Source organism: Nonomuraea sp. NPDC049309 (genome assembly GCF_043196965.1).
In the GTDB taxonomy this organism is placed as follows: Bacteria; Actinomycetota; Actinomycetes; order Streptosporangiales; family Streptosporangiaceae; genus Nonomuraea; species Nonomuraea fastidiosa.
This window is the reverse complement of sequence record NZ_JBICSH010000002.1, coordinates 57,979-82,879: the sequence shown is the minus strand read 5'-3', so window position 1 is coordinate 82,879 and position 24,901 is coordinate 57,979. Positions and strand designations below refer to the sequence as shown.

General features: G+C 68.6%; 31 protein-coding genes and 2 pseudogenes. 16 read left to right on the top strand and 17 right to left on the bottom strand.

The window, feature by feature from the left end:
* Nucleotides 1–398: 398 nt before the first annotated feature.
* The 7 genes from xerC to ACGFIM_RS14080 all read right to left on the bottom strand — a co-directional run bounded on the left by xerC (nucleotide 399) and on the right by ACGFIM_RS14080 (nucleotide 5,860).
* The gene (xerC, locus tag ACGFIM_RS14110) at nucleotides 399–1,679 is read right to left on the bottom strand and encodes a tyrosine recombinase XerC (protein WP_393199955.1); all 1,281 of its coding nucleotides are present in this window, start codon (nucleotides 1,677–1,679) and stop codon (nucleotides 399–401) included.
* Nucleotides 1,679–1,861, bottom strand: coding sequence for a helix-turn-helix transcriptional regulator (locus tag ACGFIM_RS14105; protein WP_393199953.1), 183 nt, complete (start codon nucleotides 1,859–1,861; stop codon nucleotides 1,679–1,681). Before ACGFIM_RS14105 ends, xerC begins: the two co-directional genes overlap by 1 nt.
* On the bottom strand, nucleotides 1,851–3,227 hold the full coding sequence (locus ACGFIM_RS14100) for a replication initiator (protein WP_393199951.1): 1,377 nt from the start codon (nucleotides 3,225–3,227) through the stop codon (nucleotides 1,851–1,853). The genes ACGFIM_RS14105 and ACGFIM_RS14100 overlap by 11 nt, the downstream gene beginning before the upstream one ends.
* Before the next feature lie 210 nt (nucleotides 3,228–3,437).
* On the bottom strand, nucleotides 3,438–3,602 hold the full coding sequence (locus ACGFIM_RS14095; protein WP_393199949.1) for a hypothetical protein: 165 nt from the start codon (nucleotides 3,600–3,602) through the stop codon (nucleotides 3,438–3,440).
* 14 nt (nucleotides 3,603–3,616) lie between these two features.
* A complete protein-coding gene (locus tag ACGFIM_RS14090; protein ID WP_393199947.1) occupies nucleotides 3,617–4,198 on the bottom strand; it encodes a DUF2637 domain-containing protein in 582 nt (193 codons plus the stop codon).
* Nucleotides 4,199–4,218: 20 nt separating this feature from the next.
* Nucleotides 4,219–5,538, bottom strand: coding sequence for an FtsK/SpoIIIE domain-containing protein (locus ACGFIM_RS14085; RefSeq protein ID WP_393199945.1), 1,320 nt, complete (start codon nucleotides 5,536–5,538; stop codon nucleotides 4,219–4,221).
* Entirely contained in the window at nucleotides 5,531–5,860 is a 330-nt protein-coding gene (locus ACGFIM_RS14080) for a hypothetical protein (RefSeq protein ID WP_393199943.1), read from the bottom strand. The genes ACGFIM_RS14085 and ACGFIM_RS14080 overlap by 8 nt, the downstream gene beginning before the upstream one ends.
* 105 nt (nucleotides 5,861–5,965) lie before the next feature.
* Between ACGFIM_RS14080 and ACGFIM_RS14075 the strand changes: the two genes are divergently transcribed.
* Nucleotides 5,966–6,319, top strand: a complete 354-nt coding sequence (locus ACGFIM_RS14075; protein ID WP_393199941.1) for a GntR family transcriptional regulator — start codon at nucleotides 5,966–5,968, stop codon at nucleotides 6,317–6,319.
* On the opposite strand, the gene ACGFIM_RS14070 is transcribed toward ACGFIM_RS14075, so the two are convergent.
* Entirely contained in the window at nucleotides 6,279–6,470 is a 192-nt protein-coding gene (locus ACGFIM_RS14070) for a hypothetical protein (RefSeq protein ID WP_393199939.1), read from the bottom strand. The two genes, ACGFIM_RS14075 and ACGFIM_RS14070, sit on opposite strands and share 41 nt — an antisense overlap.
* The gene (locus ACGFIM_RS14065) at nucleotides 6,467–6,673 is read right to left on the bottom strand and encodes a hypothetical protein (protein WP_393199937.1); all 207 of its coding nucleotides are present in this window, start codon (nucleotides 6,671–6,673) and stop codon (nucleotides 6,467–6,469) included. Before ACGFIM_RS14065 ends, ACGFIM_RS14070 begins: the two co-directional genes overlap by 4 nt.
* A gap of 152 nt (nucleotides 6,674–6,825) precedes the next feature.
* Here ACGFIM_RS14065 and ACGFIM_RS14060 point away from each other — a divergent pair, with 152 nt between their 5' ends.
* Nucleotides 6,826–7,566 (top strand): XRE family transcriptional regulator, encoded by a 741-nt coding sequence (locus ACGFIM_RS14060; RefSeq protein WP_393199935.1) that lies wholly within the window; start codon nucleotides 6,826–6,828, stop codon nucleotides 7,564–7,566.
* A gap of 3 nt (nucleotides 7,567–7,569) precedes the next feature.
* Nucleotides 7,570–8,046: an NUDIX hydrolase gene (locus ACGFIM_RS14055; protein WP_393199933.1), complete on the top strand. Its 477-nt coding sequence runs from the start codon at nucleotides 7,570–7,572 to the stop codon at nucleotides 8,044–8,046.
* Here ACGFIM_RS14055 and ACGFIM_RS14050 read toward each other — a convergent pair.
* Genes ACGFIM_RS14050 through ACGFIM_RS14040 form a run of 3 tightly spaced genes read right to left on the bottom strand, consistent with a single transcriptional unit; the run spans nucleotide 8,014 to nucleotide 9,465 of the window.
* Nucleotides 8,014–8,580 (bottom strand): HD domain-containing protein, encoded by a 567-nt coding sequence (locus ACGFIM_RS14050; protein WP_393199931.1) that lies wholly within the window; start codon nucleotides 8,578–8,580, stop codon nucleotides 8,014–8,016. The two genes, ACGFIM_RS14055 and ACGFIM_RS14050, sit on opposite strands and share 33 nt — an antisense overlap.
* 47 nt (nucleotides 8,581–8,627) lie before the next feature.
* Nucleotides 8,628–9,128, bottom strand: a complete 501-nt coding sequence (locus ACGFIM_RS14045; protein ID WP_393199929.1) for a GntR family transcriptional regulator — start codon at nucleotides 9,126–9,128, stop codon at nucleotides 8,628–8,630.
* On the bottom strand, nucleotides 9,112–9,465 hold the full coding sequence (locus ACGFIM_RS14040) for a hypothetical protein (protein WP_393199927.1): 354 nt from the start codon (nucleotides 9,463–9,465) through the stop codon (nucleotides 9,112–9,114). Before ACGFIM_RS14040 ends, ACGFIM_RS14045 begins: the two co-directional genes overlap by 17 nt.
* Before the next feature lie 149 nt (nucleotides 9,466–9,614).
* Here ACGFIM_RS14040 and ACGFIM_RS14035 point away from each other — a divergent pair, with 149 nt between their 5' ends.
* Nucleotides 9,615–10,343, top strand: coding sequence for an XRE family transcriptional regulator (locus ACGFIM_RS14035; RefSeq protein WP_393199925.1), 729 nt, complete (start codon nucleotides 9,615–9,617; stop codon nucleotides 10,341–10,343).
* Nucleotides 10,344–10,709: 366 nt separating this feature from the next.
* Nucleotides 10,710–11,831, top strand: a complete 1,122-nt coding sequence (gene tcmP / locus ACGFIM_RS14030) for a three-Cys-motif partner protein TcmP (protein ID WP_393199923.1) — start codon at nucleotides 10,710–10,712, stop codon at nucleotides 11,829–11,831.
* On the opposite strand, the gene ACGFIM_RS14025 is transcribed toward tcmP, so the two are convergent.
* Together ACGFIM_RS14025 and ACGFIM_RS14020 are read right to left on the bottom strand one after the other, a co-directional pair.
* Nucleotides 11,791–12,573, bottom strand: coding sequence for a DUF5131 family protein (locus ACGFIM_RS14025; RefSeq protein WP_393199921.1), 783 nt, complete (start codon nucleotides 12,571–12,573; stop codon nucleotides 11,791–11,793). The two genes, tcmP and ACGFIM_RS14025, sit on opposite strands and share 41 nt — an antisense overlap.
* 615 nt (nucleotides 12,574–13,188) lie before the next feature.
* Nucleotides 13,189–13,794: a TetR/AcrR family transcriptional regulator gene (locus tag ACGFIM_RS14020; protein WP_393199919.1), complete on the bottom strand. Its 606-nt coding sequence runs from the start codon at nucleotides 13,792–13,794 to the stop codon at nucleotides 13,189–13,191.
* A gap of 213 nt (nucleotides 13,795–14,007) precedes the next feature.
* Here ACGFIM_RS14020 and ACGFIM_RS14015 point away from each other — a divergent pair, with 213 nt between their 5' ends.
* Nucleotides 14,008–14,727 carry a DUF998 domain-containing protein gene (locus ACGFIM_RS14015; RefSeq protein WP_393202542.1) on the top strand — a complete coding sequence of 240 codons (720 nt, stop codon included), beginning with the start codon at nucleotides 14,008–14,010 and terminating at the stop codon, nucleotides 14,725–14,727.
* Between the two features lie 80 nt (nucleotides 14,728–14,807).
* Here the strand turns inward: ACGFIM_RS14015 and ACGFIM_RS14010 are convergent, their stop codons facing one another.
* Nucleotides 14,808–15,185: a hypothetical protein gene (locus tag ACGFIM_RS14010; RefSeq protein ID WP_393199917.1), complete on the bottom strand. Its 378-nt coding sequence runs from the start codon at nucleotides 15,183–15,185 to the stop codon at nucleotides 14,808–14,810.
* Between the two features lie 676 nt (nucleotides 15,186–15,861).
* On the opposite strand from ACGFIM_RS14010, the gene ACGFIM_RS14005 reads away from it, so the two are divergent.
* From ACGFIM_RS14005 to ACGFIM_RS13970, 8 genes and pseudogenes are all read left to right on the top strand, one after another.
* Nucleotides 15,862–16,047, top strand: a complete 186-nt coding sequence (locus ACGFIM_RS14005; RefSeq protein WP_393199915.1) for a hypothetical protein — start codon at nucleotides 15,862–15,864, stop codon at nucleotides 16,045–16,047.
* A gap of 272 nt (nucleotides 16,048–16,319) precedes the next feature.
* Nucleotides 16,320–16,457 carry a hypothetical protein gene (locus ACGFIM_RS14000; RefSeq protein WP_393199913.1) on the top strand — a complete coding sequence of 46 codons (138 nt, stop codon included), beginning with the start codon at nucleotides 16,320–16,322 and terminating at the stop codon, nucleotides 16,455–16,457.
* A gap of 66 nt (nucleotides 16,458–16,523) precedes the next feature.
* Nucleotides 16,524–17,228, top strand: a complete 705-nt coding sequence (locus ACGFIM_RS13995) for a response regulator transcription factor (RefSeq protein WP_393199911.1) — start codon at nucleotides 16,524–16,526, stop codon at nucleotides 17,226–17,228.
* A complete protein-coding gene (locus tag ACGFIM_RS13990; RefSeq protein ID WP_393199909.1) occupies nucleotides 17,225–18,661 on the top strand; it encodes a sensor histidine kinase in 1,437 nt (478 codons plus the stop codon). The genes ACGFIM_RS13995 and ACGFIM_RS13990 overlap by 4 nt, the downstream gene beginning before the upstream one ends.
* An 81-nt stretch (nucleotides 18,662–18,742) precedes the next feature.
* A complete protein-coding gene (locus ACGFIM_RS13985) occupies nucleotides 18,743–19,765 on the top strand; it encodes a serine hydrolase domain-containing protein (RefSeq protein WP_393199907.1) in 1,023 nt (340 codons plus the stop codon).
* An 86-nt stretch (nucleotides 19,766–19,851) separates the two neighbouring features.
* A pseudogene (locus ACGFIM_RS13980) lies at nucleotides 19,852–20,070 on the top strand (RNA polymerase sigma factor); the annotation flags it as partial.
* A gap of 205 nt (nucleotides 20,071–20,275) precedes the next feature.
* Nucleotides 20,276–20,431, top strand: a complete 156-nt coding sequence (locus ACGFIM_RS13975; protein WP_393199905.1) for a sigma factor-like helix-turn-helix DNA-binding protein — start codon at nucleotides 20,276–20,278, stop codon at nucleotides 20,429–20,431.
* Nucleotides 20,424–21,398 (top strand): CU044_5270 family protein, encoded by a 975-nt coding sequence (locus ACGFIM_RS13970; protein ID WP_393199903.1) that lies wholly within the window; start codon nucleotides 20,424–20,426, stop codon nucleotides 21,396–21,398. The genes ACGFIM_RS13975 and ACGFIM_RS13970 overlap by 8 nt, the downstream gene beginning before the upstream one ends.
* A 185-nt stretch (nucleotides 21,399–21,583) precedes the next feature.
* Here ACGFIM_RS13970 and ACGFIM_RS13965 read toward each other — a convergent pair whose 3' ends face one another.
* Nucleotides 21,584–22,177, bottom strand: a complete 594-nt coding sequence (locus ACGFIM_RS13965) for a TetR/AcrR family transcriptional regulator (protein ID WP_393199901.1) — start codon at nucleotides 22,175–22,177, stop codon at nucleotides 21,584–21,586.
* A 129-nt stretch (nucleotides 22,178–22,306) separates the two neighbouring features.
* Here ACGFIM_RS13965 and ACGFIM_RS13960 point away from each other — a divergent pair, with 129 nt between their 5' ends.
* Together ACGFIM_RS13960 and ACGFIM_RS13955 are read left to right on the top strand one after the other, a co-directional pair.
* A complete protein-coding gene (locus ACGFIM_RS13960; protein WP_393199899.1) occupies nucleotides 22,307–23,122 on the top strand; it encodes an SDR family NAD(P)-dependent oxidoreductase in 816 nt (271 codons plus the stop codon).
* Entirely contained in the window at nucleotides 23,089–23,856 is a 768-nt protein-coding gene (locus ACGFIM_RS13955; protein WP_393199897.1) for a nitroreductase family deazaflavin-dependent oxidoreductase, read from the top strand. Before ACGFIM_RS13960 ends, ACGFIM_RS13955 begins: the two co-directional genes overlap by 34 nt.
* A 344-nt stretch (nucleotides 23,857–24,200) precedes the next feature.
* On the opposite strand, the pseudogene ACGFIM_RS13950 reads toward ACGFIM_RS13955, so the two are convergent.
* Nucleotides 24,201–24,809: pseudogene (locus ACGFIM_RS13950) on the bottom strand (phosphotransferase); the annotation flags it as partial.
* Between the last annotated feature and the right edge of the window lie 92 nt (nucleotides 24,810–24,901).

The window sequence follows — 24,901 nt, the reverse complement described above, 5'->3', positions numbered from 1 at the left end:
GCTTGATGTGCAAGTCGGCTGCCACCTGCTCGGTAGTAAGCCAGCCGCCTTCCTCGAACAGAGGGGGACGTTCACCGAGCACGCTCGGGTCGATGGCACGGCGCCTGACGGTGCGGCGCTGGTAGATCGTGTGGCCACAGTTCGGGCACTGGATTGGCATCTCACAGATCTTCTGCTTGCTTCTGCACGGCGCTTTGCCCTGTCGCAGATGTTCCATCTCCCGCGTTGTCAAGAGAGGAAGGGCATCCCAACTGTGCAGGCCAGGACCTGTTTCCTAGCAAAAAGGTCAATAGGTGCATGATGGACAGTTGGGATGGCATGTCGAGCGTTGCTGTCGCTCAACAGACACGAAGCGTGGCCTCTCGTAGTCATGAGAGGCCACACTGTCCCGGAGCGGCTCAGCCGTCAAGGCTTTGATTGAGCTTGTAGAGGGCCTTTCGGGTTTCCGGGCTTGCGATCTGGGTGTAAACGTTCATGGTCACGCTGATCTGTGAGTGCCTGAGGATGCGCATCGCCACGCGCGGATGGACGTCGAGTGCTGCCAGGAGCGAGGCGCAGGTGTGGCGGGTGTCGTGGACGCGGATGCGCGGGACACCGGCGTTCTTGCAGTGCGCTTCGAAGGCGCGGTTGAAGTTCCGTGGTTCGATGGGCGTGCCGTATCTCGTGGTGAAGACCAGGCCCGAGTCCTTCCACCTGTCGCCGGCCTTCTCTCGTGCCTGATCCTGTACTTCCCTGCGCTGTTTCAGAGCTGAGATGCACAGGCCCAGGAGAGGGAGGGAAGTTGGCGAGTCATCGATCTTGACTTTGTCACGGTGGAGGAGTTGCCCGCCGACCCTGGTGAGTTGGCGGGCGATGTGGATCTCCTCACCCTCCAGGTCCACGCAGTCCCAGGCCAGGCCGAGGACCTCACCACGGCGCAGGCCTAGGACGAGGATGAGCACGTATGCGGCGTACAGCGGGTCGTCCCGGACGTGCTCAAGGAATCGACGGGCCTCGTCCACGCTCCAGACGATCTGGAGCCGCTTCTTCTTGGTCTTGGTAGTGCTGGGCAGGGTGGTTAGGGCAGCGACGTTCTTCGAAATCAGTTCCTCGCGGATGGCGTGGCTGAGAGCGGCTCGGAGGGTACGGCGAATGCCGATGATGGTGTACCGGGCCGGGTAGCTCTGGCAGCACTTCCCAATGGCGCAGCACCGGCGCTTGCCCTCCGGACGCTTGTGATCCTTCTTCTGGTCGCAGCAGGTGCAAAGGGTGGGCAGGGTGTTGAGCCAGGCTTGCACGTCGCGGACGGTCAGTTTGTCGAGTCGCTTCTTCCCCAAACCGGGGATCAGGTAGAGCCGGACCAGCGGCTCATACGCGACGTACGTGGTCGGCTCACGGTTGGGCTCGACGACCTCGGTGAGCCAGCGTCGGAGGAACGCACCCACGGTCTCGTGCTTGGTGGCCACGGGTCCCTTGCGTGCCTGTTCGTGGAGCTTGAGCCATTTCTCGTGGGTCTCTTCGCGGGTCTTGCCGTACGTCCACTTGCGGGTCCGCTTCCCCTCCGGGGTGGTGACCCAGACATAGCCTGCCCAGCCGTTCTTGTACGGGAAGATCGAGCCTTCGTTGTTGGCGCGGGTCCGGCGGCTCTTGCGTGGACGGCGGGGCTCGTCTGCGGAGGCTGAGGTGGTCTTGGTGGGCATCAGACGGCCTCCTCGCAGAGTCGGGTGACGTAGTCGTTCAGGGCGGTGGCGGGGATGCGGCGGCAGCGGGTGCCGACGACGATGGAGCGGAGCTCGCCGGAGCGGATGAGGTTGTAGAGCGTCCAGCGGCTGACCTTCAGGGCGGCCATGGCTTGCGGGACGGTGAGCAGCTCAGAGGTCATGGGCGCCTCCGAGGCGAGTGCCGGTGAGGGCGGCGGCGAGGAGTTGGTCGCCGGGTGGGTGGCCCTTGCCGGCGTAGTGCCATTCGGCGATGACGAGGACGGTGTCGTCGTCGAACAGCGGGAGGCGGCCGGTGGTGATGTCTTCGGTGCGGGCGTGGTGTTCGCGGTCGGCGCGGATGTCGCCGAGGGTGGTCGAGTAGTGGCGGGAGCGGGTGGAGAAGTGGCCGCGGAAGCCGAGCATGTGGGCCCAGTCGGCGAGGCGGAGGTCTGCTAGGGCCGGCTCTTTGCTTAGCTGCAGGCAGGTGGTGATGAGGCGGCGGGCGTGGGCGCGGAGGTTGTACGCCTCCAGGTTGTCGAGCGGGTTGATGCGGTGGTCCAGGGTGCCGACGCATTCGGCGGCCTTGGTGGCGTACTTGGCGATGTAGCCGGCCACGGTCTGGTCGGTGAGGTCGCCGTTCATGGTGATGGGGCGGATGTCGAGTTGGTCGCCCCAGCGCAGGGTGCGTTCGGGGTGGTCGGCATAGGCCGGAACCTTCGCGGTGACGGCCTTCGCGGCGTGGTTGATCGCTTCTGTTAGGGCTTCTTGCGTGGCCCAGGGTGGTGGGGGTGCTGTGGGGCCGCCGGGGCCGTCCAGGCGGATGACGGCGTGGAAGTGGACGACGCCGCGTCGCTGGTATTCGGCGACTTTGGCGAAGGAGAGGGTCAGGTGGTGGCGCAGGTCCTTCAGGGGCAGGCCGCCTTGTTTGGCCAGGTGGCGGCGTGCGGAGTCGGCGAAGCGCTTCCACAGCAGCGGGGCCAGGGCGTTGAACAGGACGGTGCCGGTGTAGTCGTAGCAGTCGGGGCACAGTGGTTCGCCGAGGCGGGGATCGTTCTTGCTGTGGCGGGCGGTGCAGGACATCACCATGCCGTGCGGGCAGGTCCGTGCGTTGCGGCGTGGGTGGCAGGGCTGGGGCTTGCCGTTCCTCTCGTGGTGGGTGTGGACTGCGCCGAAGCTGGGTGCGGTCAGGGTGATGAACAGGGTTGGGTGGGTGGCGACCGTTTCCGGGACGCCTTTGCCGCCGACCAGGCCGGCGCGGATCAGGTGGTAGGTGTCGGCTCTGTACGTCTCGGCGCAGGTGGGGCAGCGGGAGGCGCGGCGGGTTTTGCAGGGGATGCGGAGGACGCCGTCTGGCTCGTGCTTGGTGGTGTAGCGGTGCAGGAGCCGGCCTGTGGCGCGGTCGTAGTGGTCGATCTTGCCGCGTAGGTGGATGGGCTGGCGGCAGCCGCCGGTGGCGCGGATCTGGCCGGCCCAGCGGTCGTAGTCGGGGCTGTTCAGGCGGGCGATCATGCCCGCTTTGGCGTGCGCGGTGGCGTGGGTTGTGGGCAAGATGGAGTCCTCCTTTCGCTCGTACGGGTGAAGGGACGGCCCTCGACCTGGCAGGCGTCTTGGCGGATGTGCGGCCAGGCCGAGGGCGCTGCGCTTTTCAGGCGCCGTGGTTGTCGATGCCGGTGCCGTCGCAGTCACGGCAGCGGGCGTTGTCAGGGTCGATACCGGTGCCGTTGCAGGTGCAGCAGCGGTAGTGGATCACCTGCTCGGTCATGTCGGCGGCTTCCTGGCGGTGGTGGTGAGGTAGACGCGCCAGTGGTGCGGGCGGGCGCGGTCGGGGTAGGCGCGGGAGACGCCGATGACGGTGAAGTGCAGGCGCAGGCGGAACAGGGCGTCCACGATCTCGGCTCGGGTGCCGTCTATGCGGATGCGCATGGCGGGCTCTCCTTTCAGGTGGTGCGCAGGGTGCGCATCAGGTCGGTGGCGAGTTGGTGCGAGACGCCCAGGTGGGTGCGGAGGGCGTCGCTGGTGATGGGTTTGCCGTGCTTGGCCTGGTGGTCGTCGGCGATGCGACGGGCGTAGGCGACGAGGGCGGGTGCCAGGGCCGGCTCGTTCTCCGGTTCTTGCGCCACTGGATCCGGGGGCGGTGGGTTCGCCGCGCGGCGTTCCAGCATCGAGACGGCGGTGATGAAGGCGGCGGGTGGGGTGGCGGCGGTGATCCAGCCCCACACCGTCGGGTCGGCTTGGGCGAGGTTGGCGGCCAGGGACAGGGCGATGCCGCCGGTGAGGACGAGGACGGGCCAGGAGACCCGGCCGCGCCGGGGCCGGCCGAGCTTGCGGTCGCGCTGGCGTTCGCGGGCGGCCATGACGCAGGTGAGGTCGATGCAGACGGCGACGGCCCAGGACATCCAGCCGGTCTGGCCGTGCTGGCTGGCGGTGTCGCGGATGTGGGTGAACGATCCGGCACCCGCGATGACGGCCAGGACGATGACCGGGCCGGTGTCGAGCAGCCGGCTGGCGCAGCGTCGCATCGTTCCTCCCTTCCTTGGGTTCAGGCGGTGACGGGCTGAGGCAGGTGGGTGGTGATCTCGTCCCAGGACGGGGTGAGGTGGGCGTGGGTGCGGGCGGCGCGTTCCGCTGCTTGCTCGGTGACGTAGAAGGAGCGGGCGCGGTACCACTGGCCGTCCTGGCCGGCGACGATGGCGACCCCGGGTGTCTCGGCCGGGATGGAGCGGGCGGAGACGAGGGCGGCGGGGTCGAGGTCGCCGAGGGTCATGGTGGCGGTCTCGGGGTCGTTGACGCGGTGGCAGATGCGGCCCGAGCACTGGGCGCGCAGGGCGGTGACGCCGGGGCCGAGGTCGGAGCCGATGCGCTGGCCGCAGCAGAACAGGTAGATGCCGAACGCGCGGCCGAGCTGGGCGACGCGGAGCAGGGCCGTGGAGACCTTGGCTATCTCGTCTTTCTCGGACTTGTCGGCCATCAGGTACAGCTCGGCCAGCTCGTCCACCAGGACGACGACCGGGACGGGGCGGAGGGCGGGCGGGAGCTGCCAGATGTTGCGGGCGCCGGCCTGGCGGCACAGGCCCATGCGGTCGATCATGAGGCCGACGAGGTCGGTCAGCAGGCCGACCGATTCGGCGCGTGAGGTGGCCAGGGCCGACAGGCGGGGTGCGTACGGTGTGAACTCCACTCCGCCCTTGAGGTCGAAGCCGACCAGCGCGACGGGCTGGGGCGCGAGGCCGACGATCAGGGCGTTGGCGAGGTTGCTCTTGCCGGACTGGGTCGCCCCCGCGTTGATCCAGTGCGGCACCGTACGGAAGTCGATGATCCACGGCTTGCCGGTCTCCAGCCGTCCCACGACCACCTTGAGCAGGTCGGGCGAGGGCGGCAGGTCGTCCACCTTGACCAGCGGGTCGCGCATGGTGGCCATGAGGACGACGCGGCCGGGCCGGGGCGACGAGACGCGGACGGCGTGCACACCCCAGGAGTGGGCGAGGCGTTCGGCGGCGTCGGCGTAGTCGCCGGGCGTCTGGCCCTCCAGGGTGTGCAGGGTGACGCGCCAGCCGTGCCGGGTCGGCAGCGGCAGCCACATGAACGGCTTGGTGTCCACGGCGACGCGTTGCCACCTGCGCCGTACGCGGACGATGCCGGTGGAGGCGATCGCGCCCGGCACGGTCGTGAACCACCACCGCTGCCGCTTCTTCGTCAGCCCGCAGCCCAGCGCCACCCGCCGCCACGAGGCCCGTACCGACAGCGCGACCAGCGGAAAGCCGCACACCAGCCAGAAGGACTGGCGGTGGTAGCGGCGCCACGCCCACAGCCCGGCCGCCACGGCGGCCAGGACTGCGAGCGTTTCCAGGGCATCACGCATCGACGGCCTCCCGGATCGGGAGCAGGGCGTTGGCGCGGTACGCGATGCCCCACCGGCCGGCGACCTCCCAGACGTAGCCGAGCAGGCCGATGGCGTTGACCCGGTCGCCGACGCTGATGGGCGGTTCGCCGGTAATGCCGATCTTGACGAGTTCGATGCGGCCGAACTCGTCCTCCACCGAGACGGTGACCTCGTAGACGGTGTTGCCGTTCTTGTCGGTCTTGATCTCGCCGGTGTCCTTGTTGAGCACGCGCGGGCGCGGGGCCTTGACGCAGGTGATGGCGAGCTTGCTGACATCGACAGGAATCGGGACGGAACGCATGTGACCTCCTCGTTCATCGTGAGCAACATAGTTGACCTAGTTGGCTCAGTTGTCAATGTTCCCTCGGTTGGCCAGGTCGAACATTCGTGGTGAGATAGATGGGCGATGGTCAGACACACCGGGCAGCCCGCCTACCTCCAGATCGCCGACGACCTGCGCGCGCAGATCCGCGGCGGGTCTCTGCCGCCCGGCGCTCCGCTGCCGTCCACGGCGAAGCTCGCCGAGCAGTACGGGGCGTCCCTGTCGGTGGTGAAGCTCGCGGTGGGCGTGCTGCGCACCGAGGGCCTGGTGATCGGGCAGCAGGGCAAGGGCGTGTTCGTCCGCGACGCCGAGTCGGCTCCCCGGGACGAGCTGGCCGAGCTGCGCGCCACCGTCGAGGACCTGTCGCGGCGGCTGGCGAAGGTCGAGGAGCAGTTGGCTACGTCCACGACACGCCGTTCCGGACGTAGCAGCCGGTGACCTTGCGCGCCAGCGAGGCCGAGGCCCCGGCCGGCGCCTGACGCAGGCTGAGCCGCTTGTCCTCGCGGCGGATGCCGACCAGGACCGTGACGTACCCGGCCAACAGCGCGACCCCCAGCAATCCGGCGATGATCAGTGGAAGCGCGGTCATGCCCACACCACCCCCGCCTGCGCCGGGCCGCGCGGCGGACGGCGGGTCTCCGAACGGCGGTTGCGGCGGCGGTTCCTGGCCCGCTCCTTACGCGCCCAGCGGGCCCGAGCCAGGCACTTGCGGCAGCGGTTCTGTCCTCGGGTGAGGGCGTTGCCGCACTCGCAGGCGGGCGTCTCGCCGGGAACGGTGATCTCGATGTGCATTGATGCATCCCCTCCTTCGGTCGGTGCCGTTGTGGCGTTGCGCAACCGAGGATGCGACGCAGAGTCAGGACGAGATCACTACACGACGGGACATGTTCAAGACGTCCGGCCTACGATGGCCAGGTCCCCGGACGTCCTGTGGAGCAGGTGAGATGGCGAACGAACGGCTACGCGCGGCGCTGTTGCAGAAGGGCGTGAGCGTCGCGGAGCTGGCCGAGGCGATCCAGGTCGATCCCAAGACCGTGGAGCGGTGGATCACCAAGGGACGCGAGCCGTACCGTAAGCACCGGTTTGCCACGGCTTCGTACCTGGGGGTGGACGAGACGTACCTGTGGCCGCAGGCCCTCTCCCGTGAGCAGGTCGTGGCCGCGTCCGAGAGCGAGGTCCTGGCGATCTATCCGCACCGGTGGGCGGTGCCGAGGGACGCCTGGGGACATCTGTTCTCTAGCGCGTCCGAGGAGATCGGCGTGCTCGTCTACAGCGGGCTCTTCCTTGCTGACGACGCCGCCATGGTGCGGCTGCTCGGTGAGAAGGCACGGGCCGGCGTACGGGTGCGCATCCTGCTCGGTGACCCCGACTGCGCTGAGGTTGCCCGGCGGGGAGCCGACGAAGGTGTCGGGGATGGGCTGGCGGCGCAGATCCGTACCGCGCTCGTGCTGTACCGGCCGCTGTTCGGGGTGGAGAACTTCGAGCTGCGGCTGCACCGGACGATCCTCTACAACTCGATCTACCGCGCCGACGACGATCTCCTGATCAACATGCATGTCTACGGCAACCGGGCCGCCAACGCGCCCGTCCTGCATCTGCGCAGGGTGGCCGGTGGGGAGATGGTCACGACGTACGCTGAGAGCTTCGAGCGGGTCTGGGACGGGGCCGTCCCCGTGGAGGCGTGATCTGTGGGCAAGCGCATCGACTACTACGACGATCCCGCCGCGCCTGAGCCCAACAGTCTGGTGCCGTCCGTGAACGTCATCGTGACGAACGCGGTCGGCGATCTGCTGATGATCCACCGTACGGACAACGACAACTGGGCAGTGCCGGGCGGGGCCATCGATCTGGGCGAGTCGATCCCGGCGGCGGCCGTCCGGGAGACATTGGAGGAGACCGGGATCACGTGCGAGATCACCGGTCTGGTCGGTACCTACAGCGACCCGCGCCACGTGATCCTCTACACCTCCAACGGCGAGGCCCGTCAGGAGTTCTCCCTCGTCCTGACCGGCCGCGTGGTATCGGGTGAGCCGACGCCGAGCGACGAGTCTCGCGAAGTCCGCTGGGTGCCCAGGGACAAAGTCCTGTCCCTGCCCATGGATCGGTCGATGCGGATGCGGATCGAGCACTACCTATCCGGCGTCGGCCTTCCCTACATCGGCTAGCGCCGCCTCCACCGACCGCACCGACGACACGATGCACGGGGTCGCGTCGGTGATCGACCGGCTGACCACGTGCTCTGGGCCGTACCGGGAATGGATCTCGGCCAGCCGGTCCAGGACGTCCAGGTGCCGGCCATCCGGCCCGGTGGTCATGTCGCAGTACGTCAGCGCCCGCGCCAGGTCCGCCCGTTCCTGATCGAACTCCTTGACCAGCACGTCGAGCAGGTCCCGCTGCCGCGCCTCGTTGTCCGCGCACGAGTGGTACGCCACCAGGCGGCACAGCCGCTCGTCCGCCTTGGCCACGTCCCGCAGGTAGCGGGCGCCGTCGAGCTGGTGCATGCCGGTGTTGACGAGGTCGGGGGCGTACCCGATGTCATGCAGCAGGCAGGCGGCGATCAGGAGGTCGCTGTCCGCGCCGAGGATCGAGGCCAGGCGCTCGCCCTGCTCGGCGACACCCTGCGTGTGCGCCCACCGCCGGGGCAGCGACGTCTCCAGCAGGTCCTTGGCCAGGCCGTATGCCCATTCGGTATGTCCCACGCGGTTCACAATAGGCGCGAACTACGCCCCGAATCGCCGGGGGAAGGCTAGACGTCCTGGGACGTCTTCCGCTCCCATATCCGGACGAACCGCCCGCGCCCATGCTCCGCCACGATCAGCCCTTCCCGCTCCAGCACGGTGAGGGCCTGCCGAACGGTGTTCCGCGACGCTTCGAACCGCCGCCTCAGCTCAGCCTCACTCGGCAGCAGATCACCCGGAGAGAGGTGCCCTTGCTCGATCTGCCGCCTCAACCACGCCGCGATCGTTTCATACCGGTACGAGGCCGCCGTACTGTGGCCGGCCACCATGCGCCCCTTGGACGGCACGGTGACCAGCAACCCTTCCTCCTCCAAAATGGTCAGCCCACGCCGCACGGTGTTGCGCGCAACTCCGAAGCGCCGGCACAGCTCGCCCTCCGAGGGCAGCGCCTGACCAGGGGCGAACTCACCCGAGTGGATCCACTCCCGTACCCGATCCGCGATCTGGACGTAGACCCGCCCCCCGGTCAGCCACTCCCGTTCGGCCATCTGCTCAGCCGCGGTAAGCATCGAGCAGCTTGTCCAGGTTGATCCGCAGATCACCCTGCTCACCGTCCGCCCACCCGGCGCGGGCGGCCTCCTCGATCCGATCCACCGCGCGGGCCATATCCAGGAACGAGACTCGCTCATCCTGCTCCTCACCCCAGTAGAACCAGCAGAACGGCAGATGGACGAACACCCGCCGCATCCGGCCCCGGCTGTCGGTCACGTCCAGCGCCGGCCGCCCATCCTGAGCGACCACGAACACGTGCGTAACTCCGCGCTCGCCCAGCCGCTCGCCCAGCGCGAGCAGCAACCGCTCGGCGTATGCCCGCTGCTGCGCCTTGATGCTCTGGCTCTGGTGCACCTTCGCCCTCCCTCGATGTCCGGTGTGGGTTGGTGCGTCGAGCTTGGCTCCACAACCTGGGGCGAGAACACCGCAACTAGGGGACGTCTAGGGACGTCTGGTGTTACCTTCGCAGGACAGGGTCGTTCTGCGAGAGGAGCAGGCCGGTCATGAACAACAACCTCCGCTACGCACTGGCCGCAGCCCGCCTCAACGCCGCCGACGTAGCCGCAGCCCTGTCCGTAGACCCGAAAACCGTCAGCAGATGGCTCAACGGCCGCACCCCCTACCCCCGCCACCGCTGGGCCGTAGCCGACCTCCTTAAGGTCGACGAGGCAGACCTATGGCCGGAAGCCGCCCCCAAACGCCAGCCGGTGGCCACCGGCATCCAGACGATCTACCCCCACCGATGGGCCATCCCCCAGACGACCTGGCGCACCCACTTCACCAGCGCCACCGAAGAGATCGACATCCTCGCCTACAGCGCGTTGTTCCTTGCCGAGGACGCCGCCATCCACCGCATCCTCACCGACCGGGCAAAGGCCGGCGTCCGAGTCCGCCTCCTCCTAGGCGACCCCGACAGCCCGCAAGTCGCCGCTAGAGGAGAAGACGAAGGCATCGGCGCCGACGTCATGGCCGCCCGCATCAAGAACGCCCTGACCCTCTACCGCCCCCTGCTAGACGTCGACGGGATCGAACTCCGCCTCCACCGCACAGTCCTCTACAACTCCCTGTACCGCGCGGACAGGCAACTCCTGATCAACACCCACGCCTACGGCACCCCAGCCGCCAACGCCCCCGTCATACACATGACCGACGAAGAGAACGAAGGGCCGGCCACCACCTACCTGACCAGCTTCACCCGCATCTGGACCACCGCCCAGCCGTACAAGCAGTAGCTCGGAGTCTCAGCAGACACAACTACGGTCGGGCCAGAAAGCAACTTATCTCCACGTCATCAAGCCGCCGCCCGATGGGCGGCGGGCGGCCGGGCGGTCCGGGCGGGCGTGCGGCCTCTCCGGGCCGGTCCCGCCCGGCCACCCCGCCGCACATCAGAGATGCGAGCTTCTGACACGAAGCGTAGATACAGGTCTCACCCCCTAATCATCACTATGGTACGCGTTTCGGATCGGCTATATACAGGGGTTATGGCTGAAGAAATATAACTGGGACGTTTATCGTCCCTTCATCGTTTGATTAGGAGAAGTTGCGGTTTTACAGTTAGGGCCATCCATCCATCACAGCGACTCGGCGAGGGGTTTCGGATGGCATTCTTCGATGACAAGAAGGCGGCAGCAATCCTCAAGCACGCAATCCTGAAGCAATACGTTCCACCGTTCGCGAGCAAGGTGGGTAAGTTCTCTCAGGGCAACCGGGTCGCGTTCATCGACGGGTATGCCGGAGAAGGGCGGTATCAGGACGGCAGGGAAGGCTCTCCCGCCCTTCTGATTCGCACTGCGCGCTCTTCGTCACCCGGGAGGAAAATCGAATGCATGTTTGTCGAGAAGGATCGCAACTGTCTAGAGAAGCTCAAAGCCTTGGTCGAGACTGAAGCGCAAGATGTGGTTGCAGAGGTCTATGAAGGCGATGTCAAGGATCACCTAGATGTGCTTCTTCGTCGTAACGCTGGCATACCACTATTTGTATTCCTAGATCCTTTTGGCCTCATGGTGCCATTCGTCGATGCTGTGAAGGTACTGCAGAGGCCTGGTGGTGTGGGCGCACCTGCGACCGAGGTATTGATCAACTTCAATGCAACAGGGCTTCGCCGTATTGCTGGGCATCTGACCAGCAATACGCCCTCCCCGGCTACCCTTCGGAGGATGGACGAGGTGTGTGGCGGCGAGTGGTGGAGAGAAGCATGGATGGAGAATGCAGATGACAAAGAGGCATCTGAAGCCGCAGTAATAGACGGATATGCAGAACGGTTAAGTAAAGCAGCTAGATTCCGTTACGGCTACTGGACCGTCGATGTAAGAAACAAAGCCCATCACAAGCCGGCATACTATCTAGTCTTCCTTACCCGACATGAAGAAGGATTACGGGTATTCGGCGAAGCTGTTTCTCTTGGCCTGCAGGAGTGGCGCGAGTTCGTGTATCACGAGGACACCCAGGGCACCCTCTTCGAAGACGAAGAGTTGTTCAAGGCAAGCGAAGAATCGCTAGCTGCTGAGTGGGCGCGTGAAATCAAAGAAAATCTCCGCAGGCTACTAGGCGAGGGTCGATCGTTCGTCATCGCCGATCGCTATTCGGACGTCTACGGTAGCGCAATAGGGCAAGCGCGCGAAAAGCACCTTAGGCGAGCATGGAAAGAACTCCATGCAGAAGGAGTGACGAAGACAGACTCTAAAGGGAAACTGCTCCTGAAGAGGATAGAACCAGCCTAGAGCGTTCCGGTTCTGGGAGGTCACTGTATGTTTTCCCATCGATCTCGCGGCCACCGTGCTTGGGAGTGCGGCCTCCCCATTGCTTGAAGAAGAAAGGAACTCCCTCCTCTAGGCAGCGATCTCGAAGCGAACGCACCCATGCTGGATCGACTGGCCTATGATTGGGACCGCTTTCGCCGCCTGCAATAAGCCAGTCGATCCCAGCGAGGTTAATCTCAGTCAGATCGCCAAGTAGTGGCTCCGCAGATACGAATCGTACGGCCGACGGAACTCTACGAAGATCGTCAAGCCGCCATGCTTGCGCCTTTGTCTCGACGCTCACGCCGACCCAGATGTTGGGTGACCAGGGAAGCCGATTGGCTATCCTGGCCAGGCGACGAGGCCGCTTGGTTAGAATCTGGTAAGTGTGTCGAGGAGTGTCCGTCATGACTTCAAACACCTTGAGGATGAAGTCATCTGGCACTCGAGCATGGAATAGGTCAGACATGCTGTTGACGAATATGGTTCGCGGGCGTGCCCAGCGATAGGGAATTTGTAGTGCGTCCGGATGGGTTGTCAGGGCGAATCCTTCGCCGCTCGTTCGCGGATCTCCGTCGTGTTGGTACTTCGGGTTTCCCATCGCTTTCAGTCTACGGGCAAGTGCCAGAGCGTAGCAGTTGTCGCATCCTGGTGATATCTGGTCACACCCAGTCGTAGGATTCCAAGTTGCTTCTGTCCACTCGATCGCACTCTTATCCGCCATGGTTCCACCGTATAGATCTGTCGCAACAAGAACAGGTGTTCGGACAGGGCATCGTGTAACAATTTGTCTACACCATTCTCACCAACTGGTGAGCAAGCTCAAAGTAGCCGCATGCTCGTACGTGGTCGGCCTGTTTGGCGCTATCCGTGGCAGGAGCGGACAGGCTTGATCACCTTCCTGTCAAGGCTGCGGGCCGGCTCGATGTGCTGATATCAGGGGGTAACCGGTTGGTGCCGTGACGATCGCTGACTTCGGTGCTCGCCGTACGGGGCGGGGCGATCGGCTGCCGCGGACCGACTTCGTCGGTCCTTGCCATCGAACACGAGGGCTGAGGCCTGCTGTACAGCAACCAGTACAGCAACGCCGACGCCCGCAGCCGCACCGCGACCATCTAGACCTGCTGGTCAGGTCCGTGCGAGGGCAACCGACATGGTGTCTGCCCTGCCCTTGTAAACAGAAGGTTTGGGGTTCGATTCCCCACGTCGGCTCGCAGCTAGAAGGCCCCTTCCGGGATGTGGGAGGGGCCTTTGTCATGTCGTACAGCCACCATGTCGCGATCTTGCTAACACCCTTGCTAACAGGGTGCCGCGGTGATCGGGGGTTGCTTGTGCGTCTTCACGCGGATGCGGCCTGGTCTGTGGACTCGTGGTAGTGGATCCAGCCTTGGTCGAGGAGGCGGAAGCCGGCGTCGATGGTCGGTTCGGGGTCCGCCTCGTGGATGGCGTTGAGCTGGATCTGCAGGGCGAAACGGGCGTAGAAGCGGATCTCATGGGTCGGCTCCGTGAGCCCGAGGTCTTTGGCGATCGCGGCGGCGAGGGCGCCCTCATGGCGGAACCACATTTTCTCCGCGTAGTCGATCAGGGCGGGTGTCTCTTCCATGAGGGCGAGGAGGCGGCGTTGGGGGCCGGACCTCATGGCGGCGATCTCGGAGAGGTAGTGCGCCTTCAGCGCGTCGGAGATCGTGGTGCCGGGCGCTCGGTCGCTGACCGCGGCCACGAGGCGTTCGTGGCGTTCGTCCTCGTCGCTGAAGACGAGCGCCTCCTTCTGCGGGAAGTGTGTGAAGACCGTCTTGGGTGAGACGTCCGCCTTGTCGGCGATCTCGCGGACGCTGACTCCGTCGAAGCCGCGCTCGAGGAAGAGCTCCGTCGCCGCGTCCACGATCGCCGCACGCGTCGCCGCCTTCTTGCGTTCCCGCCGTCCGAGGGCCGTTCCGTCAGCCATGACCCGATCCTAGTCCCGAACTACAACTACATTGACTATAAAAGTAGTTTCGGTGTAGTAAGTGAGTGAGTGAAGTTATCGGGTGACCGAGTGCCCCGTACTGCGTGGACTCGGCGCCAGCCCGCACCGACCCCGGCGCCCGGCGCCGATACCGGAAGGACCATGACCATGGCAGGCGGCGGCAACTCGAGCCTCGAACGAAACGAACCGGCAATCGACGTAGCGCCTGAAGGCGCGCGGCGGTCCTGGCGGAATCGGCCCGCGGGAGCCCTGCTCATCGCGGGGCCGGCGATCTTCTTGCTCGCCGAGTTCATCGCCGCCGCGGCGTGGACGGACCCGCCCTACAGCTACACGTACCACTTCATCAGCAATCTCGGCGTTCACGGGCCTTCGACGCTGTTCGGGCAGTACATGTACTCGCCGCTGGCATGGGTGATGAACACCGGCTTCTTCGCGTTCGGGCTCACGATCCTGGCCGGTGTGGTCGCGCTGAGCGGTCCACTCGGCCGGCGCCGCTGGGCGGCGCTCGTGCCCGCGGCGCTGCTGGCCGCCGGTGGCGTCCTGCTGGGACTGTTTCCCGGATCCGGCGAGGCGATGGACGACGGCACCGGCGACTTCCACGGCCTGGGCGCCTGGGCGGGCTTCGTCGGCGGCAACGTCCTGGCCATCGTGCTCGGAAGCATGCGCCGGCGCGTCGGGCTGTCCGTGAGACTCGGGCGGGCGCTGGTGGCGGTCGGCGTGATCGGCCTGGTCTCGATGGTGGCCTACTTCGCCGACCTCGTCTCGGGGGTCAACGTCCTCGTCGGGCTCATCGAGCGGGGCGCCGTCCATCCGTTCCTGATCGGTCTCGGCTGCGCGGGGTTCGCCCTCTGGCGTACGCGCGGCCGGTCGTCGACGGACGGGAGTGTGCCGGTTTCCGCCCAGGTGTCTTGATGGTGCGAGGCGGGTCGCCGTGGTGAGCGGGCTCCTGAACCGGCGGTACCGGCTCAGGGGCCTGCAAACGCGTCAGGACGTCAGCCCGTGAAGCGGATGGTGGCGCCCTGGCTGGTGATCGCCAGGACGCGGAACGACAGCGCGTTCTTGCCGTTGACGCGGATCTCGCCCTCGGCGCCCTCGCCCAGGGACGCCGTCGCGCCCGGTCCCCGCACCACGACCATGTCCTGGTTGAAGATGCCGCCGACGTACTCCTTGGAGACGTACACCCTGGAGAAGCCGTAGCGCGCCTTGGAGATGCGGAAGCTCACGGGCTTCTTGAACGTGAACTTGCACGTGCCGTCGTAGCAGCTGCGGTAGGTGGGCTTGGCCGCGGCGGCGGCGGGCGTGGCGGCCACGACGGGCGTCACGCCCATGGCGCCGGCGAGCAGCAAGGCGGAGAGGGTCTTCCTGTGCATGGGCCTACCTTTGATCGGTTCCACGGTCCACGGGCGAGATCCTTTCTAGCGCGCGTACGCCGGGAGGGGTCCCGGGATCGCGGGGGACTCCTGGCGCTGGGCCGACGGCTCGGTCGCGGTCGAGCGGATCATCGCTGCGGGGGCGGGATCGGCGATGCTGAGGGTGCGGAGTACGTGTCCCGAGTGCCGCGGCCGCCGCTGGACGGGTTGATCGACGACCTCTACTACCTGGCGGGGCACCGCCGTACGCGTGGTTCACGCTGCCTCCGGCTCCGACCGCGCTGCTCATCGTCGATCTCGGTGCGCGCGCCGTTCCGCATCCGCGGTGGCGCCGACGCCGCGATGGGCGAGTACGGCGACGGTTGCGTGGTCACCATGCCGACCCGCGCCTACGAGTTCGGCTATCCGCCGCGGACCCGGTCCGTCGGTGTGCATGTCAAGCCGTGGGGGCTGGGGCCGTTCCTGCCGATGCCCGCGGCCGAGCTGCGCGACCGGCCGGTGACCGTCGAGCGGATATGGGGCAGGCGGGTCGCCGACGAGCTGCGGGAGCGGCTGGATGCGGCGGGCAGGCCGTACGAGATGTCGGCGCTGCTCGGAGAGGAGCTGAGGAAAAGGCAGGGCGAGCAGGCCGATCTCGGGTTGGTCCGCCGGGCGAGCGGTGTCATCGCGGCGGCCGGTGGGAGGGTGGCGATCGGCGGTTCGACCGCGGCGGCCGGCGTCAGCAGCACGCATCTGGCGCGCGGACGACAACGACGCGCCCGGGCCGCTGTTCGACTGGTTGACCAGCGGCGACGTGCCGCTGGACGACAGCGGCGCGCTGAAGGTGTCGCAGGCGTCCTACGGCTACACGCGGGCGTACTGAGACCGGATCGGGGTCACGATCGCCGGCCGGCACGTCTTCGACCTCACCGGCGGCTGGGACGGCAAGCCGCCGAGCAACGTCGAGCACGTGGTCGTCGTGTCGCACCGGCCGATGCCCGAGGGCTGGGACCCCGAGGCGCCGTTCCCTTTCGTGGACGGCATCGAGGCGGCCGTGGCGAAGGCGCAGGAGCTCGCGGGTGACCGCCTGGTCGAGGTGGCGGCCGGTGACGTCGGCGGGCAGGTGCTCGCCGCGGGGCGGTCGACGAGGTGCGCATGGACGTCGTGCCCGTCGTGTTCGGGTGGGGCGAGTGCTTCTTCGGGCCGGTCGATGGGCAGCGCCTGCTGGAGGATCCCGACGTGGTGATCCAGGGCGATCGGGTGCTTCATCTGCGCTATCCCGTACGCCGGTGACTTCCCTTGCGCGCCGCTCTGCTCTTCGGGCTCTGGCCGCACCGCCGATTCGGCGACGTAGGATCTGTGGCCGACGTACCGAGGGAGGTGTCGTTGGGCGGCCACCAGATCCTCGCCGTCGACGACGACCCGGCCATCCTGCGGGCGCTGCGGCGCGGGCTGCGGCTTGAGGGGTTCGGCGTCGACACCGCCGAGTCGGGGGAGGGCGCGCTCGAGCTCGTCGCGGTCCGCAGGCCGGACGCGATCGTGCTCGACGTCTCCATGCCCGGCATGTCCGGCATCGAGGTGTGCTCGCGGCTGCGCGCCGAGGGGACCGACGTGCCGCTGCTCATGCTGTCGGCCATGGACGAGGTGGCCGACCGGGTCGCCGGGCTCGCCGCAGGGGCCGACGACTACGTGGTCAAGCCGTTCGACCTGGGCGAGCTGGTGCTGCGGCTGCGCGCGCTGCTGCGCCGGGCCGGGCGGGCGCCCGGTGCCGCCCTGCGGGTCGGGCCGCTGGTGGTCGAGCCGCAGGCGCGCCGGGTGACGATGCACGGGCGCGAGGTCGAGCTGACCCGGCGCGAGTTCGACCTGCTGGAGGTGCTGGCGCTCAACGCCGGTCTGGTCCTGTCCCGCGAGGCGCTGCTGGAGCTGGTCTGGGGGTACGACTTCGACGTCACCGAGAACGCCGTCGACACCTTCGTCAGCTACCTGCGGCGCAAGCTCGGCGAGCCGCGCATGGTGCACACCGTACGCGGGGTCGGCTTCGTGCTGCGCGAACCGCGGCCGTGAAGCCGCGAACCGGCAGCGTCAAGCTGTCCACCCGCTTCGCGATCTGCCTGGCCGCGCTGGTCGCGCTCATGGTGGCGCTGTCCGGGCTGCTCGTGCTCGCCCTGGTCTCCGCCGATCTTCGCGCCGAACGCGACGAACGGCTCCTGGCGCGGCTGCGCGCGCTGCGACCGGCCGCCGCCTCGTACGCCTGGCGGGTCGGCGCCGTGCCCGCCGTTCCTGCGGACTTCATGGAACAGCGACTGGCCGCGGCGGCGGGACCCGGTGTGTACGTGCACGTCGAGGGCGGCGAGCCGCTGACGATCGGCGACGTGCCGGAGCGGCCGCCCGCCGGTGACGGGCCCGCCGACCACGGCCGCTGGCGATACGTGGCCACCGACCTGGGCCGCCGTGGCCACCGGCTGCTGCTGTTCGAGCCGAAGGAGCGGCTCGACGGGCAGCTCGCGCTGCTGCGCCGGCGCGTGCTCACGGTCACGCTGATCGGCGCGCTCGCGGGCGCCGCGGCGGGACCCGTTCTCGGCCGGTACGCGGTACGGCCGCTCACCCGGCTCAGCCGCCAGGCGACCGCCCAGGACGTCCGGCTCGACACCGGCTCCCGCGTCGTCGAGATCGACCACCTGGCCGGGGTGCTCAACGACCTGCTCGACCGGCGTGACGCCGCGCTGGAGACCGCCCGCGCGTTCGCCGCCACCGCCGCGCACGAGCTGCGCACCCCGCTCACCAGCATGGCCGCCAACCTCTCCCTGCTCGAGCATCCCGGCCTCACCCCGGACGACCGTGCCGAGGTCGTCGCCGACCTGACCGCCGAGCAGGCCCGCGTCCAGCGGCTCGTCACCGTGCTCCGCCAGCTGTCCGCCGGTGAGCTGCTCGACCCCGCCACCGCCGCGCCGGCCGATCTGAGCGGCATCGTGCGCGAGGCCGTCGCCGCGGCCCGCCGCCGCCACCCCGGCCTGACGATCACCGAGGCGGTGGCGGACGGCGTGACCGTGCGCGGCTGGGCGGAAGGGCTCCGGCTCATCGCCGACAACCTGATCGACAACGCCGCCACGCACGGCAAGCCGCCCATCACCGTGGCACTCGCCTTCGAAGGGGAGCCCGCCTCCGGCGGGGAGGCCGTGTCGGGCGTGCGGGGTGCCTCCGGCGGGGAGGTCGCGTCGGGCGGGCGGGGCGCCTCCGGCGAGGGGAGCGCGCTCACCGGGCGGACCGCCGTCCTCACCGTCGCCGACAGCGGCCCAGGCGTCCCGGACGCCGACCGCGAGACGGTGTTCACCCGCTTCCACCGCAGGAGGGACAGTCCCGGCTCCGGCCTCGGCCTGACCCTCGTACGCCAGCAGGCCGAGCTGCACGGCGGCACCGCCACCGTGACCGGCGCCCGCTTCGAGATCCGGCTGCCCACCGCCGGCGGTACCGGCAGGCCACGCCCATGGCTGGAGTGAGCGGAGCGAACTGCCAGAGATCTGCCAGAAAAGCGGTCCACCATCGCCCCCTGTCCGATTCAGCCGACTACAGGAGGCGACGTGCGCAGCATCCTCATCGCGCTCACCCTGGCCACCGCCCATACGGCACCGCCCGCCGACGTCATCAGGCCGTCGGCCGACCCGGTCCCGCTGGTCAACGCCGACCGCCCGCTCTCGGTCACCTACACCTACAAGGGCGAGCAGCACACGCTCGACGACTTCCTCACCCGTACGAAGACCAACGGCTTCCTCGTCCTGCGCGGACAGAAGATCGTGCACGAGCGGTACACCGGCGCAAACCGGACGACCCGGTTCCAGTCGTGGTCCATGGCCAAGTCGTTCACCTCGGCGGCGATCGGTGTCGCGCTGAAGGAGGGGCACATCCGCTCGATCGACGACCCGGTCACCCGGTACGTGCCCGAGCTGCGCGGCTCCGGCTACGACGGCGTGTCGATCAGGAACCTGCTGCGGATGTCGTCCGGCGTCGAATGGGACGAGGCCAAGGACGTCCCCAAGATGCAGGTCGCCGCCGCCAAGGGCCTGCCGCTCACGCCCATGGTCACCAAGCGGGGCTCCGACTGGGAGCCGGGGACGCGGTTCGAGTACAACAGCATGAACTCGTACGTGCTGGCCCGGGTCCTCACCGAGGCGACCGGCACCCCGTACCACCGCTACGTCGAGAAGAAGATCTGGCGGCCCGCGGGCATGGCGGGCACGGCCCGGATCGACGCCGACGGCGACGGTAACAGCCTCGGCTACTGCTGCTTCCACGCCACCGACCGCGACTACGCCCGCTTCGGCCTGCTCTTCCTGCGCCAGGGCAAGGCGAACGGCAAGCAGGTGGTGCCGGCGTCGTGGGTGAAGGCGTCCACCAGCCCGTCCGGGGTCGATCCGCGATACGGGCTGCACTGGTGGCTCGGCGGCGGCAAGGACTTCATGGCGGCGGGCTTCGGCGGGCAGTACATCTACGTCTCTCCCGAGCACGACGTGGTGATCGTCAAGTCGACCACCTCGACCGGCGCGCACGATCAGCAGGAGGTGCTGGCCGCCTTCAAGGCCGTCGCCGCCGCCGTCTCCGGCTAGTGTGGTCCTGATCACATCCCGTACCGCGAACTTTCGACGGCCGTACGGGCGAAAGCCGTCGAAAGCAACCGCGCAGGACGGGAGCAATGAGTGTGATCGCCGTAGAACCCGTCAGGGCCGATGACGCGGCCCTGATACGGCGCTCGGAACGCGAGCCGGAGGTCTTCGCCGACCTCTTCGACCGGCACGCGCCCGCGCTCCGCCGCTACGTCGCTCGGCGGCTGGGCCCGTCCCTGGCCGACGACGTGGTCTCCGACACCTTCCTGGCGGCCTTCCGGCGCCGCCACCGCTACGACTCGAGCCAGCCGGACGCCCGCCCGTGGCTGTACGGCATCGCCGCCCGGCTCATCAAACGGCACCGCCGGGTGGAGCTCCGGTTCTACCGCGCTGGTCCGCACCGGCGTCGACGAGGTCATCGAGCCGTACGCCGACCACGTCGACGCCAGGGTCGCGGCGCAGCAGGCCGGGCTGGCGCGGGCCCTGGCCGAGCTGTCGCCGGGCGACCGGGAGGTGCTGCTGCTCGTGGCCTGGGCCGACATGACGTACGAGGACGTGGCCCGCGCGCTGGACATCCCGATCGGCACGGTCAGATCCCGCCTGCACCGGGCTCGGGCCAGGACCCGGCAGGCGCTGGTGGCGACGCGAGAGGAGGCTTTCGATGGATGACCTGCGTACGCTGCGCGAGTGGCGCGCCGAGGTCCCGGAACCGGACGGGCAGTGGCTCGTCCCGCAGCGCCGCCGCCTGCTCGACCGGATGCGGCGCCGCCGGCGGAGCCTCGCACTCCGCCTGGTCGCCGTCGCGGCGGCGGGGGCGGCGGCCACCGCGATCGCCGTGGTCGTCCTGCCCGGCGGCCCCTCCGGGACCCAGCCCGTGGCCGTCCCTTCGACGACCGTGCCTCTGGACTCCGGGATGGTGCTCGCCAAGGCCGCCGAGGTGGCCGGCGGGCGCGGCGCCACCTCCGTACCGGAGCCGACCCAGTGGCAGTACACCCGCGTTCTGGACAAGCAGCCCAACTCGGACGAGGCCGAGACCCGTGAGAGCTGGACCCGCTACGACGGCAAGCAGACCGCCGGCTACGACGAGAACGGCAGGCTGCGGGTCCAGGACGTGCCTCCGGATCCGGGCGACGACGACCTGTCGCCGCAGCAGTACGACGCCAAGCTCCGCGCGCTGCCGACCGACCCGAAGAAGCTGCTGGCCAAGGTCACCAAGGACCGCCACTGGATCGACTACCCGCGCGAGGAGGGCGTCCCGAAGAGCGCGGAACCGGACGCCGACCGGGCGTTTCGGGTGATCATGCTCTATCTGAGCAGGTACGGCACGATGCCGCCGCGGCTGGAGTCGGCCATGTTCGAGGCCCTGGCGCTGATCCCCGGCGTACGGGTCGAATCGGGCGTGACCGATGCCGCGGGCCGCACCGGGCTGGGCGTCTACCGGGAGGGGCGCGACGAGATCCACAGGAGGTACCACATCCTCGACCCGCACACCTATCACTACCTGGGCGAACGGACCGTCTGGCTCCAGGACGAGCGCGTGGGCGGCAACCCGGAGCCCGCCTTCCGCAAGGGTTCGGTATGGGCCATCGCCCTGCTGGATTCGGTCATCGTCGACCGTCCGGGGGAGCGCGGCTAGGACGCGCTCACAGGCTCGGCGGGGTGGCCACGATCGCGTGAGGCGTTCGCCTTCACGATCGTGGCCACGGGTTTCCTGGAGCGCAGCGGCTGCGTGGAGCCAGGACGGCGCGCCGGACATCGACGCGACGGGCTTCTCCAAGCGCTTCTCCGGCCCCTGGTGCATCTGGACGGAGCCCTGCCGGGTCAACTAGGGCGGGCGGCCTTGAGGAAGAGGTCCACCAGGGCGTCGGCGTACTCGGGGGTCAGCGGGCCCGAGCGGTGCAGCCAGCGCTGGAAGAGCGGCGCGTACAGCAGCTCGAGAGCCAGGTCGAGGTCCAGGTCGGCGGCGATCTGCCCGGCCTGCTGCGCGCTGCGCAGCCGCGCCTTCTTGGCCTCGTTCACCGGCCCGGCCAGCCGCTCGCGGTACTGCGCGGCGAGGTCGGGGTCGTTGATGATCTCCGTGTTGAGCGCTCTGATCGGCGCCTCGAACGCCGGGTCGGCGAACTCCGCCACCGTCGCCCGCATCACGGTCTTCAGGTCGGCCTCGATGTCGCCGGTGTCGGGCAGCGTCACGCCGCCCTCGTCCGCTTCGCTCAGCGCGAGGAACGCGTCGAAGATCACCGCCCCTTTGGAGCGCCACCACCGGTAGATCGTCTGCTTGCCCACCCCGGCGCGGGCGGCGATGGCCTCGATGGAGACCTTGCCGTACCCGACCTCGGAGACCAGCTCGCGGGCGGCGGCGAGGATGGCCTGCCGGGAGCGCTCGCTGCGGCGTGAGGGGTCTGGGTGCTTGGACATGCGCCGCAGCATAACACTCCGGCGAGACGAGACGGTCCGTCTTGATAGCGGCGCGGGGGTGCGTCACAGTGAAGGGGCCTTGAGGCGAGACGGACCGTCTCGTCTCACTCAATCGCTGAGGAGAGCAAATTGACCCGAGTATGGTTCATCACCGGTGCGTCCCGCGGCCTCGGACGGGCTTTCACCGAGGCGGCGCTGGCCGCCGGTGACCGCGTCGTCGCCGCCTCGCGGAACGTGGAGCCGCTGGCCGAGCTGGAGGGTCGCTACCCCGGCGCCCTCGTACGGCTGCCGCTCGACGTGTCCGACCGCAAGGCCGTCTTCGACGGCGTGGAGAAGGCCGTGGCCGCGTTCGGGCGGCTCGACATCGTGCTCAACAACGCCGGCCGGCTGCTGCTCGGCATGGTGGAGGAGGCCACGGAAGAGCAGCTCAGAGAGCAGTTCGACGTCAACTTCTTCGGCGCCGTCTGGGTCACCCAGGCCGTCGTGCCGCACCTGCGCGCCCAGGGCTCCGGCCACATCCTCCAGGTGACCTCGATGGGCGCGAGCGGCGGCTTCGCCTCGACCGGCATGTACGCGGCGAGCAAATCGGCGCTGAACTCGGTGAGCGAGGCGCTGGCCATGGAGGTGGCGCCGTTCGGCATCAAGGTCACCATCCTGCAGATGGGCGGCTACGACACCGGCCTGTTCACGGTGGGCACCACCACGACCGAGCCCGACCCCCGGTACGCGGACCTGCGCGCCCGGCTCGCCGAGATGTGGGGCGACGACGCCGGTCCCGACCCGAGCACCGCCGTGCCCGCCGTCATGGAGCTCATCGACCTGCCGGAGCCGCCGGCGCGGCTCATCGTCGGCGGCGCCTCGTACGACATGGTGCTCCAGATGGAGCAGGGGCGCATCGAGCAGTACAAGGCATGGGAGCGGCTCAGCCGCCTGGCCCCCGGGTGAGCGCCCTGGCAGGCCTCGTACGCCTCAGGGCCCCATGGCCGAAGTCCATCACGCCCCTCTTCCTCCGTCGGGCTTGCGGCATGCCGGAACCTCCGGCCGGCGGGGGAGCGGTGCGCGGAGGCCGGTGTCCCCTCGTATCCGGAGAGATTGCTCCGCTTTGTGCTACTTTGCCGATCACATGCTCCGGATATGTCAAGGGGGATTCCATGTCCGACGAGCCTGTCACCAGTGCCGCAGAGGCCGGGGGCGCCGACATCAACGATTGGAATTCGCGCGTCATCGCCGAGTTCCGAGCCAACGGCGGGTGGGTGCACTGGAGCAGCGAAGAGGAGCTCGCCGCAGGGCGGCCCGTCCCGCCGCCGCTGCCCGGATTCGACGAGCGGGGGCTGCGGCTCATCCTGGTGCACCACATCGGCGCCAAGAGCGGGCGGGAGCGCATCAACCCGCTGTTCTACCTGGAGGTCGACAAGGGCTGGGCCGTGTTCGCGACGTACGGCGGCAGCCCGCGCCACCCGGTCTGGTACCACAACCTCATGGCGAACCCGCGGACCGTCGTCGAGGTCGGGACGGAGCGGGTGCCGGTCGTGGCCCGGCTCGCCGAGGGGGAGGAGCGCGAGCGGATCTGGGCGAAGCAGGTGGCGCTCGTCCCGAAGTTCGCCGAGTTCGAGGCGGCCGCGGGCCGGAAGATCCCGGTGGTGCTGCTGGAACGGGCCGAGGAGCCCCGTACGTCCTGACCGCGTCGCGTCCACGCCACGTACGTCTCCCCGCGCGGCCCGATCCCGTCCGGCGGCGCGGGGGGACGGCCCCGGCGGACGGCCCCGTGATTTTCCAGAGCAGCCTTACGTGCCGGTGCCGGAGCCGTCGTCCGGGAGGCCGTGGGGCGGGGTGGTGCAGGGGTGGGTTCCGGTGACTCGGCGCGGAGCCGGGCGAGCCATTCCGTGCCCAGGCGGCGGCCGTCGGGGAGCTGGTCGTCGCGGTCCCAGCGCCAGGTGGTGATCATGGCCAGGACGAGGAGGCGGCACTGGCGGAGCACGTCCGCATCCGCCCCTGGATAGTGGCAGGCCACGTCTTCCGGCGCGTGGGCGAGGTCGAACTCCACCGGGCCCCTGCAGCACGTCTCGAAGTCGATGAACAGCGGGCCCTCCGGCGTGGCCAGGACGTTGCCGGGGTGCGGCTCGCCGTGGAGCGGCTGGTCGGGGCGGGAGGCGGCGAGGATCGTCCGGGTCGTGTCGTCCAGCGTGCGGGCCAGGAGGTCGCGGTCGGCGGCGGTCAGCTCGGGGGTGCGGCCGGGGTCGGCCACGAGGCGCTGCGCCTGCTCCACCCGGTGGGTGAAGTGCGGCACCGGCACGTCGAGCCCGCGCAGGCCGAGGTGCAGCCTGTGCAGGGCGTCGGCATAGGCGGGCGGCGTCACCTGCCGGGCTGCCGGCTCGTAGTGCGTCCACAGGGTGAGGACGAAGCCGTCGTGCTCGTACGGCCGCGGCTCCACCCCGGAGGCCAGGGCGGCGACGGGAGCGCCGCCTTCGGTGAGCCGGCGGGCGAGGTCCACTTCGAGGTCCGCGACCTGTTCGGCGGCGGGGGTCACGCGGGCGAGGACGTCGCAGGGCAGCAGCCGCAGGATGAGCTTGTTGGAGTTCTGCAGGACGATCGCGTCGCCGGCCGCCAGGCCGAGCGAGGAGGCGGTCGTCATCGCCGCGGCCGTCGCGCGCCGTGCCTCCGGCTCCAGCATTCCGCCCCCCATCAGTCCGTACGGTACGAACCGAGCGCCGTAGCCCTCCGCCC

Excerpts from the sequence above, each read along its gene's own strand:
- xerC (WP_393199955.1), bottom strand. The coding sequence starts at position 1,679 with ATGCCCACCAAGACCACCTCAGCCTCCGCAGACGAGCCCCGCCGTCCA.
- ACGFIM_RS14105 (WP_393199953.1), bottom strand. The coding sequence starts at position 1,861 with ATGACCTCTGAGCTGCTCACCGTCCCGCAAGCCATGGCCGCCCTGAAG.
- ACGFIM_RS14095 (WP_393199949.1), bottom strand. The coding sequence starts at position 3,602 with ATGCGCATCCGCATAGACGGCACCCGAGCCGAGATCGTGGACGCCCTG.
- ACGFIM_RS14090 (WP_393199947.1), bottom strand. The coding sequence starts at position 4,198 with ATGCGACGCTGCGCCAGCCGGCTGCTCGACACCGGCCCGGTCATCGTC.
- ACGFIM_RS14085 (WP_393199945.1), bottom strand. The coding sequence starts at position 5,538 with ATGCGTGATGCCCTGGAAACGCTCGCAGTCCTGGCCGCCGTGGCGGCC.
- ACGFIM_RS14080 (WP_393199943.1), bottom strand. The coding sequence starts at position 5,860 with ATGCGTTCCGTCCCGATTCCTGTCGATGTCAGCAAGCTCGCCATCACC.
- ACGFIM_RS14075 (WP_393199941.1), top strand. The coding sequence starts at position 5,966 with ATGGTCAGACACACCGGGCAGCCCGCCTACCTCCAGATCGCCGACGAC.
- ACGFIM_RS14070 (WP_393199939.1), bottom strand. The coding sequence starts at position 6,470 with ATGACCGCGCTTCCACTGATCATCGCCGGATTGCTGGGGGTCGCGCTG.
- ACGFIM_RS14065 (WP_393199937.1), bottom strand. The coding sequence starts at position 6,673 with ATGCACATCGAGATCACCGTTCCCGGCGAGACGCCCGCCTGCGAGTGC.
- ACGFIM_RS14060 (WP_393199935.1), top strand. The coding sequence starts at position 6,826 with ATGGCGAACGAACGGCTACGCGCGGCGCTGTTGCAGAAGGGCGTGAGC.
- ACGFIM_RS14045 (WP_393199929.1), bottom strand. The coding sequence starts at position 9,128 with ATGCTTACCGCGGCTGAGCAGATGGCCGAACGGGAGTGGCTGACCGGG.
- ACGFIM_RS14035 (WP_393199925.1), top strand. The coding sequence starts at position 9,615 with ATGAACAACAACCTCCGCTACGCACTGGCCGCAGCCCGCCTCAACGCC.
- tcmP (WP_393199923.1), top strand. The coding sequence starts at position 10,710 with ATGGCATTCTTCGATGACAAGAAGGCGGCAGCAATCCTCAAGCACGCA.
- ACGFIM_RS14025 (WP_393199921.1), bottom strand. The coding sequence starts at position 12,573 with ATGGCGGATAAGAGTGCGATCGAGTGGACAGAAGCAACTTGGAATCCT.
- ACGFIM_RS14020 (WP_393199919.1), bottom strand. The coding sequence starts at position 13,794 with ATGGCTGACGGAACGGCCCTCGGACGGCGGGAACGCAAGAAGGCGGCG.
- ACGFIM_RS14010 (WP_393199917.1), bottom strand. The coding sequence starts at position 15,185 with ATGCACAGGAAGACCCTCTCCGCCTTGCTGCTCGCCGGCGCCATGGGC.
- ACGFIM_RS14000 (WP_393199913.1), top strand. The coding sequence starts at position 16,320 with ATGGACGTCGTGCCCGTCGTGTTCGGGTGGGGCGAGTGCTTCTTCGGG.
- ACGFIM_RS13970 (WP_393199903.1), top strand. The coding sequence starts at position 20,424 with ATGGATGACCTGCGTACGCTGCGCGAGTGGCGCGCCGAGGTCCCGGAA.
- ACGFIM_RS13965 (WP_393199901.1), bottom strand. The coding sequence starts at position 22,177 with ATGTCCAAGCACCCAGACCCCTCACGCCGCAGCGAGCGCTCCCGGCAG.
- ACGFIM_RS13955 (WP_393199897.1), top strand. The coding sequence starts at position 23,089 with ATGGGAGCGGCTCAGCCGCCTGGCCCCCGGGTGAGCGCCCTGGCAGGC.